Genomic DNA, 18589 nt, shown 5'->3' with positions numbered 1-18589 from the left:
GCTCTCCGCCGCGGCGGGCGGCGGCCCCGCGGCGGGCGGGGGGGGGGCCGCCCCCCGCGGGGCTCTCACCGCGCCCCCCCCCCCCTTCTCACGATCTTCGCTTCGCTGCGATCATGAGCCGACCCTCCCCACAAGGGGGAGGGTGAGCAGATCTATTCGCCGGGCGGCTTGCCGGGCTCGGAATGCATCCGGCGCACGCGGCGTACGCCCCACCAGACCAGCAGGATGGCGACAGGCACCGAAGCAGCGGTAACGATCTCCGGCGCGAAGGCATGGCCGAAGATCGAGGCGCCCTTGGCGACATAGCCGACAAGGCCGACCACATAATAGGAGACGGCGGCGACCGAGAGCCCCTCGACGGTCTGCTGCAGGCGCAGTTGCAGGCGGGCGCGGTTGTTCATCGAGGCAAGCAGGTCGCGGTTCTGCTTCTCGACCTCGACATCGACCCAGGTGCGCAGCAGCGTCGTGGCGCGGGTCAGTTTTCGCGACAGATTTTCCTGCCGCTCCTCGACCGAGCGGCAGGTGCGCATTGCGGGTGCCACACGGCGCTGCAGGAACCCGCGCCATGTGTCATAACCGGGCACAGCCTCTTCCTCGAGCGCCTCCAGCCGTTCGCCGACGATGCCGTCATAAGCGCGGCTGGCGCCGAAGCGGTAAAGGCTCGATGCCGCGTCCGCCTCCAGCTCCGCCGCAAGTTCGGTCAGATCGGCCAGCAAGGTCTGGCTGTCGCGTGTCCCGGCGACCTTCATCTCCAGCGTGGTCTGCGCCAGCCGGTCTTCGATGCGGCGGGCGCGGCCGGACAAGGTCAACGCCAGCGGCAGGCCGAGCATGGCCAGCGTCCGATAGGTTTCGATGTCGATAAGCCGCTGCGACAACGCGCCGGTGCGCGCCGGGGTCAAACCGCGATCGAGCAGCAGCATGCGCGTCAGGCCATCGCCATCCTGGCGAAAATCGGTGACGATGGCGGCGTTTCCGCGCTCGACCAGCGAGTAGCACAGGCTGGTCGGGTCGAAACCGGCTATCAGTTGCTCGCTCGCTTGCGTCCATTTGCGGATTTCGAGCCTGATGCCGGAGATGCAGGTTCCCGGCGGCGAGAACCCGTTGCCGAACGGGGAGTCCTCCGGCGTCCTGCCGCTTTCGGAAAGCGGCCCTTCCCACAAATAGGTCGAGAATTCGGTGTGCCGCTCCCAGCGCAGCGAGCCCTTGCCCCATTTCATGGCATGGTGGCGGGCCTGGCGGTCGGGCGCGGCGATGCCGAGGCGCCGCGACAATTCGGAAAGCACCGCATGGTCGACGCCCGAGCCACCCTCCGTCATGAAGGCGAGTTGCATCAGGACGCGTGGCTTTTCGATCAGCGGATGCGGCCGGGCATGAACCTCGCCGAGTGCGCCGGGCCGGCCCTCATGCGCAGGAAAGCCCATGACGCTGCCCTTGGCGCGCGGCTGGAATTCGAGATCGGACGGGTCGTCTGACACGGCTTGTTCCCCGGGGCTTCCTTGAGCCCTCTTGCACTCGCGTCCCTCTAGTGCCAATGGCCTGACGACGCAAACAGCAAAGTTAGCCGAAGATGATGGCATCGGGCGGAAATCGGCGCGCTTTTATCAATTGGATAAATAATTTGACCAGTTGGCGAGGCAGGCTCTATTCTGCGACACCGGTTCACCTTCCAGGCATTCTGTTGAGCGACATTTTTTCCAGGATCGAGCATTCGCGCACCGCCGACGAGGTGGTGCAGCAGATCGAGAGCCTCATCCTCGAAGGCGTGCTGCGCACCGGCGACCGGCTGCCGGGCGAGCGCGAGCTTGCACGCCAGTTCGACGTATCCCGGCCGATCCTGCGTGACGCCCTGAAGGCACTGGAAGGACGCGGCCTTTTGACGACAAGGCCCGGCGGCGGCACGCATGTCGCCGATGTCATCGGCCAGCTTTTCACCAAGCCGGTGACGGACCTGATCTCGATGCACCGCAAGGCAGTGACCGATTATCTGGAATACCGCCGCGAGATCGAAGGGGTCGCGGCTGAATACGCGGCACGGCGCGCCACTGCGGACGACATGGCGCTGCTCGACAAGATCATGGCACGCATGGACGATGCGCACCGGACCGGCGACTTCGACGACGAAGCCGAGATCGATGTCGAGTTCCACCACGCGATCTGCGAATGCGCGCACAACATCATCCTTTTGCACACGCTGCGCTCCTGTTACCGGCTGTTGTCGGAGGGCGTGTTCCAGAACCGGCTGCTGGTGTTCAGCGTGCCCGGCGCGCGCGACGCCCTGCTCGCGCAGCACCGCGCGATCCATGCGGCGGTGAAGGCCGGCGACCCGGATGCTGCCCGGCAAGCGGCGATGGACCACATCACCTATGTCGAACGGTCGATGGCTGAGGCCGAGCGCAGCGGCGACTGGCAGCGCGTCTCGCGACTGAGGTTGAAACAGCGCATCGACGCCACCGATACAGAACCAGCACGCAAACGCTCCTAGCTATCGAGACGGGAACCCATGAGCCAGATCCTGACCATCGCCGACCTCAAGGACCTCGCCCGCCGGCGCGTGCCGAAGATGTTCTTCGACTATGCCGATTCCGGTTCGTGGACCGAAGGCACGTATCGGGCCAACGAAGAGGATTTCCAGAAGATCAAATTCCGCCAGCGCGTGCTCGTCGACATGGACAACCGTTCGCTGGCGTCGACGATGATCGGCGAAAAAGTGTCGATGCCGGTGGCATTGGCGCCAACCGGCATGACCGGCATGCAGCACGCCAATGGCGAGATGCTGGCGGCTCAGGCGGCGGAGGAATTCGGCGTGCCGTTTACCTTGTCGACGATGAGCATCTGCTCGATCGAGGATGTCGCCTCAGTAACCATGAAGCCGTTCTGGTTTCAGCTCTATGTGCTGCGTGACAAGGATTTCGTGCTCAACCTGATCGACAGGGCAAAGGCGGCGAAATGCTCGGCGCTCGTGCTGACGCTCGACCTGCAGATTCTCGGTCAGCGCCACAAGGACATCCGCAACGGGCTTTCGGCGCCACCCAAGCTGACGCTGACGAACATCGTCGACATGGCCATCCGCCCGCACTGGTGCGCCGCCATGGCCGGCACGAAGCGGCGAACCTTCCGCAACATTGTCGGCCACGCCAAGGGCGTCGGCAACATGGCCTCGCTGGCATCGTGGACGACGGAGCAGTTCGACCCGCATCTGTCGTGGAAGGACGTCGCCTGGATCAAGGAGCGCTGGGGCGGCAAGCTGATTCTCAAGGGCATTCTCGACAAGGAGGACGCGCTGATGGCGGCCAAGACCGGCGCCGACGCGATCATCGTTTCCAACCATGGCGGGCGCCAGCTCGATGGTGCGTCGTCGTCGATCGGCGTGCTGGAAGAGATTGCCGACGCGGTCGGCGACACGATCGAAGTGCATATGGATGGCGGCATCCGCTCCGGCCAGGATGTGCTGAAGGCGCTTTGCCTCGGTGCCAAGGGAACCTATATCGGCCGGCCATTTCTTTACGGCCTGGGTGCGCTTGGCAAGGAAGGGGTTACCAAAGCGTTGGAAATCATCCGCAAGGAGATGGACATCACGCTGGCGCTGTGCGGAAAGCGTCTTGTCACCGACATGGGCAAGGACCAGCTCCGGCGCCAGGTCCCGTGACCGCCTGACCACGGAGACACCGAAAAATTGGCAGAACCCGGCATCCATTTTCTCGACGCGCATGGGCCGGACGGCATGCGTCTCTATGCGATCGGCGACGTCCACGGCCGGCTCGACCTGCTGGCCGCTATGCATCTGCGCATCAGGGCTGAGATCGAGCAGGAGGCGCCTGCCGACTGGCGCATCATCCATCTTGGCGACTATGTCGACCGCGGGCCGGACTCGAAGGGCGTCATCGATTTCCTGATCGAAGCGCAAGAGCGCGACCCTCGTCACCTGATGCTGGCCGGCAACCACGACATCGGTTTTCTCGACTTTCTCAAGACCCCTGACCCGGAAGGGCTTTTCATCCGGTTCGGCGGCATCCAGACGGCACAGTCTTACGGCGTGGCGATCAGTGAAGGCACAAGCGTGTGGTTCGGCAAGGCCGAATCGGCCGTGCGCAAAGGACATCAGGCCCTGGTCGAGGCCGTGCCGCAAAGCCACATCGACTTCCTGCGATCACTGCCGTTCTCCGCGATTTTCGGGGACTTCTTCTTCTGTCATGCCGGCATCAGGCCGGGTAATCCTCTGGAGAAGCAAAACCCACAGGACCTGATCTGGATCCGCGACGTCTTCCACAACCACACCGACCTTTATCCGAAGATCGTGGTGCACGGCCACACCCCGGTGCCGGAGGCGGAAGTGATGGCCAACCGCGTCAATATCGACACGCTTGCCTGGCAGTCAGGCATGCTGAGCGCGCTCGTCGTCGACGGCGCGGACAAACGCATCCTGACAATGACGATCAAGGAAGCTTGAGCGTCGCGCGTCGGAAGACGCGAAAGACGCTTCCCGCCTTTAGCGCAGCGAGGCGGTGACGCCGTAACCGTCTACGGCGTTGTGGTTGTTGGCTGCGTCGGCGGCATAGATGCCGAGACCGCACAGCACGATGGCGGACAACATGGCAAAGGACAGAAGCGCTGCTTTCACGGAGGTCATCTCTTGTTGAGCTTTCTGCATCTGTGCACCAGGCGGTTACCAATGCGTTGAAACGGAGAATTCGCTTCAAAGTTTCGACGATTTTGCGCTTCTAGGCATGTTCTGTATCAACGGTGTGTCGCGCGGGTCACACAAAGGTTCATAGCCGTTGCACAGAAGATGCAGAGCGCGCGCCTTCTAGGATGGCGGGCGGACACAAGCCAAGAATGAAACGGTTTTCCCCAGGCGGTTTCACCGCCGCGTGCCAATTATGTCACGCTGGAGGGTGCAGAGAGACCAACGCTCAGATGGTCGCTACCCAGGCGCGGGCAATGGCCAGACCCGCGGCATCCGCATCGGGTCCGTTGCGGGCCATTTCGCCATCGAGCTTGCCGGCCCAGTCGGGATGGCGGGCGGCGATGGTCGGGGCAAAGGATGTGCTCCAGTCCTTGACCATCGGCCGGTCGGCCTCGAAATGGAACTGGAAGCCATAGACGGCGCGGCCGACGCGAAACGCCTGGTTCTCGGCGACATCGTTGCCGGCGAGCCGCACGGCGGCCTCGGGCAGCACGAAGGTGTCGTCATGCCACTGGAAGATCGGGAATTTCTCCGGCAGCGCGCCCAGCACCGGATCGGCCTTGGCGTCCGCCGTCAGCGATACGCCGCGCCAACCGAACTCATTGGCGCCGCCGATGCGGTTTTCGCCGCCGAAGGCACGGGCGACGAGCTGGCTGCCGAGGCAGATGCCGAGCACGGCGCGATCCTTGTCGGCAAAGTCGCGGGTCAGTTCGAGCAGTGCCGGGAAATAGGGGTACTCATCGTCGGCCAGCGCATTCTGGCCCCCGCCGAGCACCACCATGGCATCATGCCCGGCGGCGTCATCCGGCAGGGGATCGCCCCTGTAAGGGAGACGCAGGTCGAGATCGGCACCCGCTTCCGCAAGTGCTGCGCCGACCTGGCCAAGGCCGGTATTGTCGTAGTTCTGGACCACCAGCACCCGCATCACAAAACCCTACTGACATGAAAAAGATGCGACGAGCGATATCATGCCGCTCGCATTGCAGCCAAGATGCGTGTCCGGAGAGAAAACTATGCCACTGCAGAACCGGGTCGATCCGTTCGGTACCATCCACGCCGTGCCTGATCGCGGCCTGTTCACCGGCAATCGCGGCATCATCCACGATCCCGAGACGAAGACGCTCAAGAAGAAGCGCTGGGCGCTTCCGGCCTGGATCATCTGCGTCCGCCAATTCCGCAATGTGCGGCGCGAACCGATGGGCCGCAACCGGAAGGGCGGCAAAGTGGGCTGGACCGAGCTGTTCTTCCTCGACGAGGTGACTGCATTGGCTGGCGGGCATCGCCCCTGCTTCTTTTGCCAGCGCGAACGGGCCAGGGATTTCGTCAGCCGCTTCGGCGACGCCTTCGGCATTGCCGAACCGCGTGCGCCGATGGTCGACAGGCGGCTGCACAAGGAGCGGCTGGCCTCGGGCGGCAGGCCGCCAGTGGTTGCGGTTGAAGACCTTGCCGGCCTGCCGGACGGCGCCATGGTCGCGGATGGCGCCACGGTTTATGCTTTGCGTCGGGGCAAAACGCTGCGCTGGTCGTTTGCCGGATATGGGCATCCCGGCGATTTCGGCTTGCTCAACGGCAAGACACTCTCGCTGCTGACGCCGGCCACAACGCTCGCCGTGCTGGGGCATGGCTTTCGGCCGGTGTGGCATCCGACCGCCGAGGCTTGACGCCGGCAGCCGGCTCGCTCATTCCTCGGCGATGCGCGCCAATTACAAGATGCAACGTCTGTTCGTGCCCGACGATCTCGCGCCGGATGTAGAGTTCGACGCCGGCCAACAGCAGAGCCACTATCTCCGGCATGTGCTGCGGCTTGGCGAAGGCGCCGAAATCCTGGTGTTCAATGGCCGCGACGGCGAGTGGTCGGCGGCCATCGCGGCGAAGACGAAAAGGGCGGTGCGGCTGAAGGTGTCGGCGCTGCAGCGGCCGCAGCCGCCGCTGCCCGATCTCGTCTACTGCTTTGCGCCACTGAAGCAGGGCCGGCTCGACTATCTCGTGCAGAAGGCGGTCGAGATGGGCGCCGGCATCCTGCAGCCGGTCATCACCCAGCACACGCAAGTGGCCAAGCCGTCGATCGATCGCCTGCGCGCCAATGTCGTCGAAGCCGCCGAACAATGCGGCATCTTGGCGGTACCTCAGGTGCACGAAGCCGAAAAATTCGACCGCCTGCTGATCGGCTGGGACACAGGGCGACGGCTGATCTTCTGCGATGAGGATGCTTCGACCAACAATCCGCTGGCCGCGCTGCAGGCGGTCAAGGAAAAGAAGCTTGGGCTGCTGGTCGGGCCGGAGGGTGGCTTTTCCGACGACGAGCGCAAGATGCTGCGCGCCCTGCCCTTCGTCACCGCCATTCCGCTCGGCCCGCGTATCCTGCGCGCCGATACGGCGGCGGTGGCCGCGCTCGCGGTGATGCAGGCGACAGTCGGAGACTGGTAAGACCTCGCCTCTTGCAAGGAATGGGCAGCGCTGCCACGTTCAATTCCTGTTGACCTGTGGCTCAGGATTTTTCGCTTGATCGTCTGCTGACATTTCGTCCATTTAGCGCCGGCGATCGTCCGATCGTCCTACAGCGCCCGCCGCCTTTCGGACGTGCAAAGGACACTGTAGCATTCCATTGGGGCACATGATCCCCAGCGAAAGTCGAAAGCCGATTTTCGGGGTCATGTGCAGAGGGTTCATAATGGCGCGCGATACGACCGATTTCCGCCCGATCGAAGGTGTCGACGAACTCGTCGAGCATCTGGCCGAAGGCAACAAGCCGCGCGACAAATGGCGCATCGGCACCGAGCACGAGAAATTCCCCTTCTATGTCGACGGCAATGCACCGGTCCCCTATGGCGGCGAGCGCGGCATCCGCGCCATTCTCGAAGGCATGCAGTCAAAGCTCGGCTGGGATCCGATCGTCGATGACGGCCGCATCATTGGCCTGGTCGAACCGACCGGTCAGGGTGCGATTTCGCTGGAACCCGGCGGCCAGTTCGAGCTTTCCGGCGCACCGCTGGAGACGATCCACCAGACCTGCCGGGAGGGCAACGCCCATCTGGCGCAGGTGCGCGAGATCGCCGAGCCGATGGGCATCCGCTTCCTCGGCCTCGGCGGCAGTCCGAAATGGTCGCTGGCCGAGACGCCGAAAATGCCGAAATCGCGCTACGAGATCATGACGCGCTACATGCCCAAGGTTGGTACCAAGGGCCTCGACATGATGTACCGCACCTGCACGATCCAGGTGAATCTCGACTTCGAGAGCGAGGCCGACATGCGCCGCAAGATGCAAGTGTCGTTGAAGCTGCAGCCGCTGTCGACGGCATTGTTCGCCAATTCGCCTTTCACCGAAAGCCACCCGAACGGCTTGCAGAGCTGGCGCGGCGACATCTGGCGCGACACCGACAACCAGCGCTCGGGCCTGCTCGAATTCTGCTTCTCGCCCGATTTCGGCTTTGCCGACTATGTCGAATGGGCGCTCGACGTGCCGATGTATTTCGTCATCCGGGACGACCGCTATCACGACATGACCCACATCACCTTCCGCCAGTTCATGGCCGGGGCCGCGCGCAATGCAGTGCCGGACGGGCTGCCGACAATGGGCGACTGGGCGAACCATCTGTCAACGCTGTTCCCGGACGTGCGGCTGAAGCGCTTCCTCGAGATGCGCGGCGCCGATGGCGGGCCATGGCGGCGCATCTGCGCGCTGCCGGCCTTCTGGGTCGGATTGCTTTATGATGAGGCCGCACTCGATGCCGCCGAGGCGCTGACCTCGAGCTGGACGTATGAAGAAACGCTGGCGATGCGCAACGCCGTGCCGGAACAAGGCATTTCCGCACCGTTCCGCAACACCACGCTGCGCGAGATCGCGCGTGACGTGATGGTCATTTCCCGCATGGGCCTGAAGAACCGTGGCAAGAAGAACCGCGACGGCTACGACGAGACCTCCTTCCTCAACACGTTGGACGAAGTCGTGGCGCGCGGCACCACCAGCGCCGAGGAGATGCTATCGGCCTACCACACGCGCTGGGGCGGCTCGATCGAGCCGGTTTTCATGGAATACGCCTATTAACCCTCGGATTTGGCAAAGCTGACCGGCCGGCAAAAGTCGCTTCAATCGGAAGTGGAAACAAACTAGGCTTCTTCGGCGAGGATTTCCGGAGGAGAGACCAATGCCTTCCTTGTTCGACATGCTGACGCAGGCCCAGAACGGCAACGGCATGCAGGCCCTTGCCCAGCAATACGGGCTCTCGATGCAGCAGACGCAAGCGGCGGTCGCCGCGTTGCTGCCGGCCTTTTCGCAAGGGCTGCAGCGCAACACCGCCGACCCTTACGGGCTCGGCGCCTTCATGACGGCGATGGCCCGCGGCCAGCACGCCAAGTATTTCGAGGACGCAACCCGGGCCTTCTCGCCGCAAGGCGTGGATGAGGGCAACGGCATTCTCGGGCACCTGTTCGGCTCGAAAGACCTGTCTCGCGCCGTGGCCAGCCAGGCGGCGCAAGCCAGCGGCGTCAATCAGCAGATCCTGCAGCAGATGCTGCCGGCGATCGCCTCGATGGTCATGGGCGGGCTGTTCAAGCAGACGACAAATCAGATGCAGGCCGCCGGCGGTTTTGGCGGCGGCGGCAACAATCCGCTCGGCGAGATCATCGAGCAGATGATGCGCCAAGGCGGCGCCATGCAGGCCCCGGCGCCGCAGCCGCGCCAGGCGCCGCAGCCCCAGAATCCAATCGACAATCCGCTCGGCAAGGTGTTGCAGGACATGTTCGGCGGCGGTGCGCCTCAGCCACAGCCGCAAAGCCAGCCGCAGCCGCAGCCTAATCCCTACGGCGACAATCCGCTCGGCAAGGTGCTGCAGGACATGTTCGGCGGTGGCGCGCCTCAGCCGCAGCCGCAAGGGCGGACGCAGCCGCAGCCTCAGCAGACACAGAGCCCCTACGGAGACAATCCGCTGGGGAAAATCTTCGAGGAGATGCTGCGGCAAGGTGGCGGTGGCTTAGGCGGCATCCCTGGCGGACAGCCGGCGCCGCAACAGCCTCAAGCGCCCCCACAGCAGCGTCAGGCACCGCAGCCACAGGCCAATCCGAGCGGCAGGCCAACGAATCCGTTCGACGACCTGTTCGGCAAGATGTTCGAGACCGGCGCCCAGCAGCGTGACGACTACCAGAAGGGCGTGGAGACGATCTTCGACCAGTTCAAGCGGGATATGGATCGGCGGTAGGCGGTCTTCGCTGAGGTAGAAAGAGAAAAGCCCGGTCCTGGGAGGACCGGGCAGAGTGCAGGCGGGCCGGGGGGATCCGGCAGGGAGTGGGAGCCTGCATACTCGTCAGTCGCGTCGAACCCCGAAAAGGTTCACGACCTAAACAACAAGCAACAGATCAGGCCACCTTGCGGGCGATGTCCTCGATCGTTTCGACGCGATCGCTGGCGATTTCGCGCAGCATCGCCGTCGGGTCGCGGCCAAACGGCACGTCGATGGCGACGTGCAGGTCGGCGCGCGTCAGGCCGATATCGGCGAGTTCGGCGTCCGACATCTCGCCAAGGCGATAAAAGGCGCGGCGGTTTTTCCAGGCGCGATAGATGTTGGAGACGGTGTTGGCCACGCGAGTCGCAACGGCCGGACGCGAGGTGATGCGCGAGGTCTCGGTGGCGAAATCGAACGTGGTCATTGTCGGTCTCCTTCAGACTCGAACGGGCAAAGCCTTGCAATCGGCGCTGGCGACAGCGGCCGTTCCGGCTTCGATTCACATGCCTTCATGTGGACAATACCAATTTGCCATCGAGTGATTGATTAATCCAACGAATGTTTCTAATCTTTACCATCAACACTAGTGATGGATCATGTCGATGAAATCGCCGCTCGATCTCGATCAATTGCAGACCTTCATCTCGATCGCCGATACCGGCAGCTTCACCAGGGCGGCCGAAGAGGTGCACCGGACCCAGTCGGCGGTTTCGATGCAGATGCGCCGTCTGGAGGAGCGGCTCGGCAAGCCGCTGTTCGAAAAGGACGGGCGCACCAACAGGCTGACCGAGGAAGGCGACAAGCTGCTCTCCTATGCGCGGCGGCTGCTCTATCTCAACCGTGAGACGCTGGCTGCCTTCGATGACCGGCGGCTCGAAGGCACGATCCGCATCGGCACGCCCGACGACTATGCCGATCGTTTCCTGCCCGAGATCATGGCGCGGTTCACGCGCTCCAATCCGCGCGTCGAACTGACCGTCATCTGCGAGCCGACGCCGGGGCTGGTCGAGCATATCAAGCGCGGCAATCTCGACCTCGCGCTGGTGACTCACAACGACGTACGCGGCCAGTCGGAGGTGGTGCGGCGCGAACCGCTGCTGTGGGTCACCTCGGCCAACCATGCGACGCATGAGCAGGAAACGCTGCCGATGGCCTTTGGCCGGCCGAACTGCATCTGGCGGCGCGCCGCCGTCGATGTGCTCGACCAGCAGAACCGCGACTATCGCATCCTGTTCACCAGTTTCTCGGCCACCGTCATCACCGCCGCGGTGCTTTCCGGGCTGGCGATCTCGGTGCTGCCGGAATGCGCGCTGCGGCCCGGCATGCGGGTGCTGAGCGAAGCCGACGGCTTCGGCGCCCTGCCCGATTGCCGCATCGGTATCATGCGCGGCCAGACGTCGCGGCCGGAGATCGTCGATGCGCTCGCCCGCCATATTTCGGAAAGCCTGGACAATATCTCCGTCCCGGTCGGCGAAGACCCCGGGACATTCGATTTCGCAGCACTCGCCTTCACCAAGCTGCGGCGAACCAAGCCGAACCAGATTCTGCCCGGCTGGTAGGCAGGGTCAGGTATGCGGGTTATGAACGGCTGGCCCGACGCAACCGCCTTGACGCGGGCGCCCAACCGTTCCCCAATCGGCCGATGAGCGAAGCAGCATCCGAATCACGCACCAACGCCGCCGAATATACGGTGAGCGAGATTTCCGGCGCGCTGAAGCGCACGGTCGAGGACGTTTTCGGCAATGTGCGGGTGCGTGGCGAAATATCAGGCTATCGCGGGCCGCATTCCTCAGGTCATGCCTATTTCGCGCTGAAGGACGACCGCGCCCGGCTCGACGCCGTGGTGTGGAAAGGCACGATGAGCCGGCTGAAATTCCGTCCCGAAGAGGGCATGGAGGTGATCGCCACCGGTAAGCTCACCACCTATCCCGGCAAGTCCAACTACCAGATCGTCATCGACAATCTGGAGCCTGCCGGCGCCGGCGCGCTGATGGCGCTGCTGGAGGAGCGCAAGCGGCGGCTACAGGCCGAGGGGCTGTTCGATGCCGGCCGCAAGCGGTTGCTGCCATTCATGCCGCGCATCATCGGCGTCGTCACCTCGCCGACAGGATCCGTCATCCGAGACATCATCCACCGCATCAAGGACCGCTTTCCGCTGCACATCCTGGTCTGGCCGGTGCGTGTTCAGGGCGAGATGTCAGGCGCGGAAGTGACTGCTGCGGTCAACGGCTTCAACGCGCTGGCATGGGATGGCGCCATCCAGCGTCCCGATCTGTTGATCGTGGCGCGTGGCGGCGGCAGCCTCGAAGACCTCTGGGGCTTCAACGACGAGGCGCTCGCCCGCGCGGTTGCCGCTTCCGGCATTCCGGTGATCTCGGCTGTCGGCCACGAGACCGACTGGACGCTGATCGACCTCGTTGCCGATGTGCGGGCGCCGACGCCGACGGGTGCGGCCGAAATCGCTGTGCCGGTGAAGGCGGACCTTGAAGCAACGCTTGCCAGCCTCGGTGCGCGGCTGAAAGCGGCGGTCCTGCGCAATTTCGAGCGCAAACGGCAGGCTGCTCGTGCGGCGGCCCGCGCACTGCCTTCGCCCGACCAATTGCTGGCGCTGCCGCGCCGACGCCTCGATGAGGCGACATCCAGGCTCGGCCGGGGCCTGTTGGTCTCCACCGAACGTAAGCGTGCAAGGTTTTTTGCCGTAAAGCTGACACCGGCAATGCTGTCGCAGCGCATTGCCGAGGCGCGGCGCACCAACGAACGCAATCTTTTGCGAGCACAAGGGGCATTGCGAACGTTGGCAAGAGCCCGGCGTGCGGAGCTTAACCGAGCGGCGGATCAATTGCCAAAATGTGCCAGGGCATCGCTGCAGCGGCACAAGCAGCAATTGACCATGCTGCAAGGCCGCATCACGATCGAGCCGACGGCACGGCGGCAACGCGTGCAGAGGGATTTGCTGACAGCTTTGACAAGACGCGGCACGCAAGCAGTGGTGCTCAGGCTGGAGCGCCTGCGCGGCCGCGTCGTCCAGGCCGACAGGCTGATGGCAACACTGTCGCACAAGGCCGTCCTGGCGCGCGGCTTTGCGCTGGTGAGGGATGCGGATGGCGCGGTGATCAAGCAGGCTGCCGATGTGGCGTCGGGAATGGCGCTTTCGCTCGAGTTCGCCGACGGCACCGCCGATGCGGTGGCGATCAGCGGCACGGCAAAACCGAAAGCCGTGGCCAAGCCGGCGGCCAAGGCCAAAGAGCCTGGCAATCAGGGATCCCTGTTCTGACACCATGACCGACAATCCGCATCATCTGACAACGCCCTCAGGCAAACCGCGCGCGCGGAATTTCGGCATCGGCTTCGACGGGCGGCCCGGACCGTTCAATGCGATCACCGACGTGCCCGGCGTGGCTGTCGGCTATGCGACGCTGATCTCGGGCGATGGCGCGCTTGTCGTCGGCGGGGGACCAGTGCGCACCGGCGTGACCGCGATCCTGCCCAGGCCGCTCGCCGACCTCGCCACGCCGGTCTTCGCCGGCATCTTCAGCCAGAACGGAAACGGCGAACTGACCGGCTCGCACATCGTCGAGGAAACCGGGGCTTTCAACTTCCCGATCACCATCACCAACACGCATTCCTGCGGTGTTTCACGCGACGGCACGCTGCGCTGGATGCAAAGCGTGCTGCCGGCAGCGCTCGACAGCGGCTGGGGGCTGCCGGTGGCGGCGGAGACCTATGACGGCTTCCTCAACGACATCAACGGTCACCATTTGACGTCAGCGCATGTTGCGCAGGCCCTCGACGGCGCCGCCGGCGGACCGATCGAGGAAGGCAGCGTCGGCGGCGGTACCGGCATGATCACTTTCGGCTTCAAGGCCGGCTCCGGCACCGCATCGCGCATCGTCGAATGGCACGGCCGTGCCTACACCGTCGGCGCCTTCGTGCAGTCTAATTTTGGAAAACGGCGCAATATCACCATTCGCGGCCTGCGCGTCGGGCCGGAACTCGTCGAGCCGGCGGTCCGCGAAGGCACACCGCGTGCTGAAAAGGGCTCGATCATTGCCGTCGTCGCCACCGACGCACCGTTCCTGCCGCATCAGATGAAGCGGCTGGCCCGCCGGGTGCCGCTCGGCGTCGCCATGACCGGCGGCTTCGGCTATCACAGCTCAGGCGACATTTTTATCGCCTTCTCAACCGCCAATGCGAGCGCAGCGCTGGCGCCCTCCGGCCGCATCGCCAGCGCCAATTTTATTCCGGACACCGATATCGATCCGTTTTTCGATGCGGTGATCCAGACCGTGGAGGAAGCAATCCTCAACGCGGTGGTTGCCAACGACGATATGACCGGACGCGACGGAAATTTCGTGCCGGCGCTGCCGAAGGCGTGGCTGAAGGAGAAGTTTGGCTGAAGACAAAAACGCGGGCCAGAAGCCCGCGCTGGAACAACGTCGCCGCTATGCGATCATTCCGCGGCTTTTCCGGGGGGCTGCTGGCTTTCCTCGGCCTCGGCGGCTTCCTCAAGCCGGGATGCGATAAGTTCCTGGATATCGCCGACTTCTTCCTGGATGTCCTCCAGCGGGATGCCGACCTCGGCCGCCTCGGCGGCGCACTCCTTGGCCAGGGTTTCGGCCTGCTTGTCGATCCTTGCCTGGGAGGACTGGCAATGGACCTTTTCGCCGATCCATCCCCGCAAGAATTCGATGGCGTGTTCACTCATACTGCTGTTCCCTGGCGGCAAAGCCGGTTGGTAATCATAAACGTCGACATCCCGCAAAGGATGCATGTCCCCATTCCAGCCGAGTCGCGGTCGGCCGGCAAGCCAATGCCGTCCAAGGTCCACAGAGCCATAGGAAATCGAGGGGTCAAGAGCATTTTCTGATTCTGGAGGAGTCGGTACCGTTGGCTAGGTCACGCCCAGCGCTGCGCCACTGTTTCTATTTGCTTTTTTCCGGTTTCCGAGCCGATTTCCGTCACAATAGATGGCGCAACATACTACACATTCACAGTTGCTTCGAGGTGTGGCCCTCGAGCGCGCGGGTCGAAGCCGCCGCTATATAGTGACATCCTCCTGCAATGTCGACTCCGCTCGCCATGCTGCTTCTTTCCGCCGCGCCGAAGGCTCCGCAACGGACCAAGAGCAAGTGACGATGGACGCGAACGGGGTGGAGCAAGCCTCGGCGGAATCGCTCAGACGGGCACAGCCACCACCGCCGCGCAGTCGCCGGCCTTGACCAGCCCGGGGAAATGCCGCGCCGCCAGCATGCCCGACATTTTTGCCTGGATCTCCTGCGGGGCGATGCCGGTGCGGCCGGTGGAATGGATGCGCGCCAGCACCGCGCCCTTTTCGACGGGTTCACCGAGATCGACCATGGTTTCGATCATGCCGTCATCTTCGGCGAAGGAGAAACAATCGCCCGATGGCATATCCAACCACTGGGTTGAGGTCTTCTCCACCGCACCGGCGACAATGCCGGCGTGGCGCAGCACGTTGAGAATGCCGTGCCGCGCGATCCGCACGGTTTGCGCGCGCGACGTGCCGCCGCCGCCAAGCTCGGTGCTGACGAAGACCTTGCCCATCTCCTCGGCTGCCGTGTCATACATGCCGATGGCGTCGATTTCGATCATGCGCATCGAGAACGGGGCGGCGAAGGCTGCGACCGCGTCGAAGGCTTTCTGTTCCAGCGCCTTGTCGGGCAAGGTGTGCGCGGCGCAGAACGGCACGAAGTCCAGCGTCTTGCCGCCGGAATGGAAGTCGAACACGATGTCGGCGCGGGGGAGCAGCTCACGCTGGAAATAGTCGGCGATCTTTTCGGTCACCGTTCCGTCCGGCCGGCCGGGAAAGCTGCGGTTCATGTTGCCCTTGTCGATCGGCGAGGTGCGCTTGCCGGCACGGAAGGCCGGATAGTTCATTGCCGGCACGATGATCACCGTGCCGCTGACATCTTTCGGGTCGAGCGTGCGGGCGAGATCGTAAAGGGCCAGCGGTCCCTCATACTCATCGCCATGGTTGCCCCCGGTCAGCAGCGCTGCCGGCCCGTTGCCGTTGCGGATGACGCAGATCGGGATCATCACCGAGCCCCACGCGGAATCGTCGCGGCTGTAGGGCAAGCGCAGGAAACCGTGCTGGATGCCGTCGCGGTCGAAATCGACGGTCGGCGCGATCGGCGACGGGCGGGTGCTGGACATCGGGCTCAATCCTTCACCGCCAGCTTACGCGGCACATTGGCCAGGCACTCTACACCGGTTTCGGTGATCAGGATGGACTCGGTGATTTCCAGTCCCATCGTTTCCAGCCACAGGCCGGTCATGAAATGGAAGGTCATGCCGGGCTTGAGTTCGGTGCGGTCGCCGGGACGCAGGCTCATCGTGCGCTCGCCCCAGTCCGGCGGATAGGACAGTCCGATCGAATAGCCGGTGCGGTTGTCCTTGATGATGCCGTATCGCTTGAGGACACCGAAGAAGGCGTTGGCAATGTCCTCGCAGGCGTTGCCGGGTTTCGCCGCGGCCAGCCCCGCTTCCATGCCTTCCAGCGTCGCCTTCTCGGCATCGAGGAATTCCTGCGTCGGCTTGCCGAGGAAGACGGTGCGCGACAGCGGGCAGTGATAGCGATTGTAGCAGCCGGCAATCTCGAAGAAGGTGCCCTCGCCCCGCTTCATCGGTCTGTCATCCCAGGTCAGATGCGGCGCCGAGGCATCGGCACCCGACGGCAGCAGCGGCACGATCGCCGGATAATCACCGCCGATACCGTCGACGCCGCGCGTGCCGGCATCATAGATTTCGGCAACGAGATCGCATTTGCGCATGCCGACCTCGATCTTGTCGAAGATGCGCTGGTGCATCGCTTCGACGATGCGGGCCGCCTTGCGCATATAGTCGATCTCGGTCGGGCTCTTCACCGCACGCTGCCAGTTGACCAGCGCGGTGGCATCGACAAAGCGGGCATTGGGCAAATGCTTCTGCAGCGACGCGAAGGCGGCCGCCGAGAACCAGTAATTGTCCATTTCGACGCCGACTGTCAGCTTGCCCCAGCCGCGATCCGCAAGCACGCTCGCCAAAAAATCCATCGGGTGGCGCTCGGTCGACTGCACATAGTGGTCGGCATAGCCGACGATGTTGTCGTGCGCGAGATAGGCGGTGCGCTTGGCGCCGTTGGCGTCCTGGCCGCGGCCGTACCAGACCGGCTCGCCCGAAGGCGGCACGATAACCGCCTGGTGCACATAGAACGACCAGCCATCATAGCCGGTCAACCAGGCCATATTGGAAGGATCGCTGATAACAAGAAGATCGACGCCCTTCACCTCCATGGCTTTGCGCGTTTTGGCGAGACGATCCGCAAATTCGCCGCGCGAGAACTTCAGGTTCGGTTGCATTGTTCTTGGTCCTCGTTTGTTGGGCCTTGCGGCCGGTATCAGCTTTGAATCCAACTCGTCGTTCTTGTTTGAGAGTGATCTCTGGACAAAACGGAAACTGTTTGTCCGAGAAAACCTGTTCCCACTTTTCCGGATCACGCTTTGGCCAGCATCAGCTTTCGAAAATCGTTCCGGAGTTGGCCACCCTCGCGCGATCTCGAGCGAGCGTGGCGATCGCCGTGTCCTGGACGCCAGTGCCGGTGAGGTCGGCGATGGTGATGTCGCTGGCCGAGCGCCGGCCATGTTTTTCGCCGGCGATGATCTGGCCGAGTTCGGTCACCTCTTCCTCGGCGGCCATCACGCCCGCCGCGATGGCATGGTGCAGCTCACCCAACCGCCTTGTCTGGCGGGCACTGTCGGCGACATAGAGATCGGCCATGCGCAGGATTGCCGGCGCGATCTCGTTCTTATGCTCGGCGTCGGAACCCATCGCGGTGATGTGCTGGCCGGCGGAAACGAATCCCGCCTTGATCAGCGGCTCGGTCGAAGGCGTGGTGGTGACGATGATGTCGGCGCCGGCGACCGCGTTTGCCGCGTCGGATTCAGCGCGCACGACGATGCCGATCTTTTCGCGCAGGGCTCCGGCGGTCGCCTCGGCCTTTGCCGCATCGCGCGCCCAGATGCGCGCCTCGGCAATCGGCCGCACCAGCATGAGGGATTCCAATTGCAATCCGGCCTGGACGCCGGCGCCGAAGATCGCGGCAACGGACGAGTCCTGCCGCGACAGATGTTTGGCGGCGACGGCGCCGGCGGCAGCCGTGCGGACGTCGGTGAGATAGCCATTGTCGAGCAACAGCGCCTCGACTAGGCCGGTCTTGGCCGAAAGCAGCACCATCATGCCGTTGACGCTGGGCAGGCCGAGCTTCGGATTGTCGAAGAAGCCGGGGCTGATCTTGATGGCGAAGCCGTCAATGCCCGGCACATAGGCTGTCTTCACGTCGACCTCGCCGTGGTACTCGGGAATGTCGAGCCGCAGGATCGGCGGCATCGCCACCGGCAGGGTAGCGAGCGCGCGGAAAGCGTTTTCAATGCAGGCGACGGCATCGAGATCGAGTGTCACGATCGCCCGCAACTCTTTCTCGGTAAGGATGGTCATCCGGCTCATGCGGCGCGCTCCGGAGTGGCAAGCTCTGCAAAGGACAGCGTTCTGTCACACCCCCCTCTGTCCTGCCGGACATCTCCCCCGCAAGGGGGGAGATTGGACTTCATCTTTGCCTTCGCCAATCTCAGACGCCGCAAGAAAAGCGGCAGCATCGAAGCTGCCGATCTCCCCCCTTGCGGGGGAGATG

Annotated in this window: 18 protein-coding genes; 10 read left to right on the top strand and 8 right to left on the bottom strand. The window is 63.9% G+C overall.

The window, feature by feature from the left end:
- Nucleotides 1-152 precede the first annotated feature (152 nt).
- On the bottom strand, nucleotides 153-1475 hold the full coding sequence (locus tag NKJ11_RS16265; RefSeq protein ID WP_023809028.1) for a DUF3422 family protein: 1323 nt from the start codon (nucleotides 1473-1475) through the stop codon (nucleotides 153-155).
- Nucleotides 1476-1678: 203 nt separating this feature from the next.
- Between NKJ11_RS16265 and NKJ11_RS16260 the strand changes: the two genes are divergently transcribed.
- From NKJ11_RS16260 to NKJ11_RS16250, 3 genes are read left to right on the top strand one after another with little or no spacing between them, the layout of a single operon-like run.
- Nucleotides 1679-2482 (top strand): FadR/GntR family transcriptional regulator, encoded by an 804-nt coding sequence (locus NKJ11_RS16260; protein ID WP_352610039.1) that lies wholly within the window; start codon nucleotides 1679-1681, stop codon nucleotides 2480-2482.
- A gap of 18 nt (nucleotides 2483-2500) precedes the next feature.
- Complete coding sequence (locus NKJ11_RS16255) at nucleotides 2501-3646, top strand: alpha-hydroxy acid oxidase (RefSeq protein ID WP_352610038.1); 1146 nt, start codon at nucleotides 2501-2503, stop codon at nucleotides 3644-3646.
- A gap of 27 nt (nucleotides 3647-3673) precedes the next feature.
- On the top strand, nucleotides 3674-4447 hold the full coding sequence (locus tag NKJ11_RS16250) for a metallophosphoesterase family protein (protein ID WP_023809031.1): 774 nt from the start codon (nucleotides 3674-3676) through the stop codon (nucleotides 4445-4447).
- A gap of 39 nt (nucleotides 4448-4486) precedes the next feature.
- Here the strand turns inward: NKJ11_RS16250 and NKJ11_RS16245 are convergent, their stop codons facing one another.
- Both NKJ11_RS16245 and NKJ11_RS16240 read right to left on the bottom strand, forming a co-directional pair.
- Entirely contained in the window at nucleotides 4487-4618 is a 132-nt protein-coding gene (locus NKJ11_RS16245) for a hypothetical protein (RefSeq protein WP_013893872.1), read from the bottom strand.
- A 292-nt stretch (nucleotides 4619-4910) separates the two neighbouring features.
- Nucleotides 4911-5609, bottom strand: a complete 699-nt coding sequence (locus NKJ11_RS16240; RefSeq protein WP_127292765.1) for a type 1 glutamine amidotransferase — start codon at nucleotides 5607-5609, stop codon at nucleotides 4911-4913.
- 88 nt (nucleotides 5610-5697) lie between these two features.
- On the opposite strand from NKJ11_RS16240, the gene NKJ11_RS16235 reads away from it, so the two are divergent.
- The 4 genes from NKJ11_RS16235 (at nucleotide 5698) to NKJ11_RS16220 (ending at nucleotide 9879) form a co-directional block, all read left to right on the top strand.
- On the top strand, nucleotides 5698-6345 hold the full coding sequence (locus NKJ11_RS16235) for a hypothetical protein (RefSeq protein WP_352610037.1): 648 nt from the start codon (nucleotides 5698-5700) through the stop codon (nucleotides 6343-6345).
- A 31-nt stretch (nucleotides 6346-6376) separates the two neighbouring features.
- A complete protein-coding gene (locus tag NKJ11_RS16230) occupies nucleotides 6377-7111 on the top strand; it encodes a 16S rRNA (uracil(1498)-N(3))-methyltransferase (RefSeq protein ID WP_352440704.1) in 735 nt (244 codons plus the stop codon).
- Nucleotides 7112-7355: 244 nt separating this feature from the next.
- A complete protein-coding gene (locus NKJ11_RS16225; protein ID WP_352440705.1) occupies nucleotides 7356-8729 on the top strand; it encodes a glutamate--cysteine ligase in 1374 nt (457 codons plus the stop codon).
- Nucleotides 8730-8829: 100 nt separating this feature from the next.
- A complete protein-coding gene (locus tag NKJ11_RS16220) occupies nucleotides 8830-9879 on the top strand; it encodes a DUF937 domain-containing protein (RefSeq protein WP_352793765.1) in 1050 nt (349 codons plus the stop codon).
- Between the two features lie 157 nt (nucleotides 9880-10036).
- On the opposite strand, the gene NKJ11_RS16215 is transcribed toward NKJ11_RS16220, so the two are convergent.
- Entirely contained in the window at nucleotides 10037-10327 is a 291-nt protein-coding gene (locus NKJ11_RS16215; RefSeq protein ID WP_127254768.1) for a DUF1127 domain-containing protein, read from the bottom strand.
- A 178-nt stretch (nucleotides 10328-10505) separates the two neighbouring features.
- Between NKJ11_RS16215 and NKJ11_RS16210 the strand changes: the two genes are divergently transcribed.
- The 3 genes from NKJ11_RS16210 (at nucleotide 10506) to NKJ11_RS16200 (ending at nucleotide 14300) form a co-directional block, all read left to right on the top strand.
- Nucleotides 10506-11462 (top strand): LysR substrate-binding domain-containing protein, encoded by a 957-nt coding sequence (locus NKJ11_RS16210; RefSeq protein ID WP_027035580.1) that lies wholly within the window; start codon nucleotides 10506-10508, stop codon nucleotides 11460-11462.
- A gap of 83 nt (nucleotides 11463-11545) precedes the next feature.
- Nucleotides 11546-13177, top strand: coding sequence for an exodeoxyribonuclease VII large subunit (xseA, locus tag NKJ11_RS16205; protein WP_352440707.1), 1632 nt, complete (start codon nucleotides 11546-11548; stop codon nucleotides 13175-13177).
- Between the two features lie 4 nt (nucleotides 13178-13181).
- Nucleotides 13182-14300 carry a DmpA family aminopeptidase gene (locus NKJ11_RS16200; protein WP_352440708.1) on the top strand — a complete coding sequence of 373 codons (1119 nt, stop codon included), beginning with the start codon at nucleotides 13182-13184 and terminating at the stop codon, nucleotides 14298-14300.
- Between the two features lie 53 nt (nucleotides 14301-14353).
- Here NKJ11_RS16200 and NKJ11_RS16195 read toward each other — a convergent pair whose 3' ends face one another.
- The 4 genes from NKJ11_RS16195 to eutC all read right to left on the bottom strand — a co-directional run bounded on the left by NKJ11_RS16195 (nucleotide 14354) and on the right by eutC (nucleotide 18405).
- Nucleotides 14354-14674 (bottom strand): hypothetical protein, encoded by a 321-nt coding sequence (locus tag NKJ11_RS16195; RefSeq protein ID WP_245273059.1) that lies wholly within the window; start codon nucleotides 14672-14674, stop codon nucleotides 14354-14356.
- 404 nt (nucleotides 14675-15078) lie between these two features.
- The gene (gene doeB / locus NKJ11_RS16190; protein WP_023809041.1) at nucleotides 15079-16077 is read right to left on the bottom strand and encodes a N(2)-acetyl-L-2,4-diaminobutanoate deacetylase DoeB; all 999 of its coding nucleotides are present in this window, start codon (nucleotides 16075-16077) and stop codon (nucleotides 15079-15081) included.
- A gap of 5 nt (nucleotides 16078-16082) precedes the next feature.
- Entirely contained in the window at nucleotides 16083-17261 is a 1179-nt protein-coding gene (gene doeA / locus NKJ11_RS16185) for an ectoine hydrolase DoeA (protein WP_023809042.1), read from the bottom strand.
- Between the two features lie 151 nt (nucleotides 17262-17412).
- Nucleotides 17413-18405 carry an ectoine utilization protein EutC gene (gene eutC / locus NKJ11_RS16180; RefSeq protein WP_352440709.1) on the bottom strand — a complete coding sequence of 331 codons (993 nt, stop codon included), beginning with the start codon at nucleotides 18403-18405 and terminating at the stop codon, nucleotides 17413-17415.
- Nucleotides 18406-18589 lie beyond the last annotated feature (184 nt).

Origin of the sequence: Mesorhizobium sp. M0243 (assembly GCF_040321775.1) — a bacterium.
Classification (GTDB): Bacteria; Pseudomonadota; Alphaproteobacteria; order Rhizobiales; family Rhizobiaceae; genus Mesorhizobium.
The sequence above is the reverse complement of the archived record's forward strand: the minus strand, read 5'-3'. Positions and strand labels throughout refer to the sequence as shown.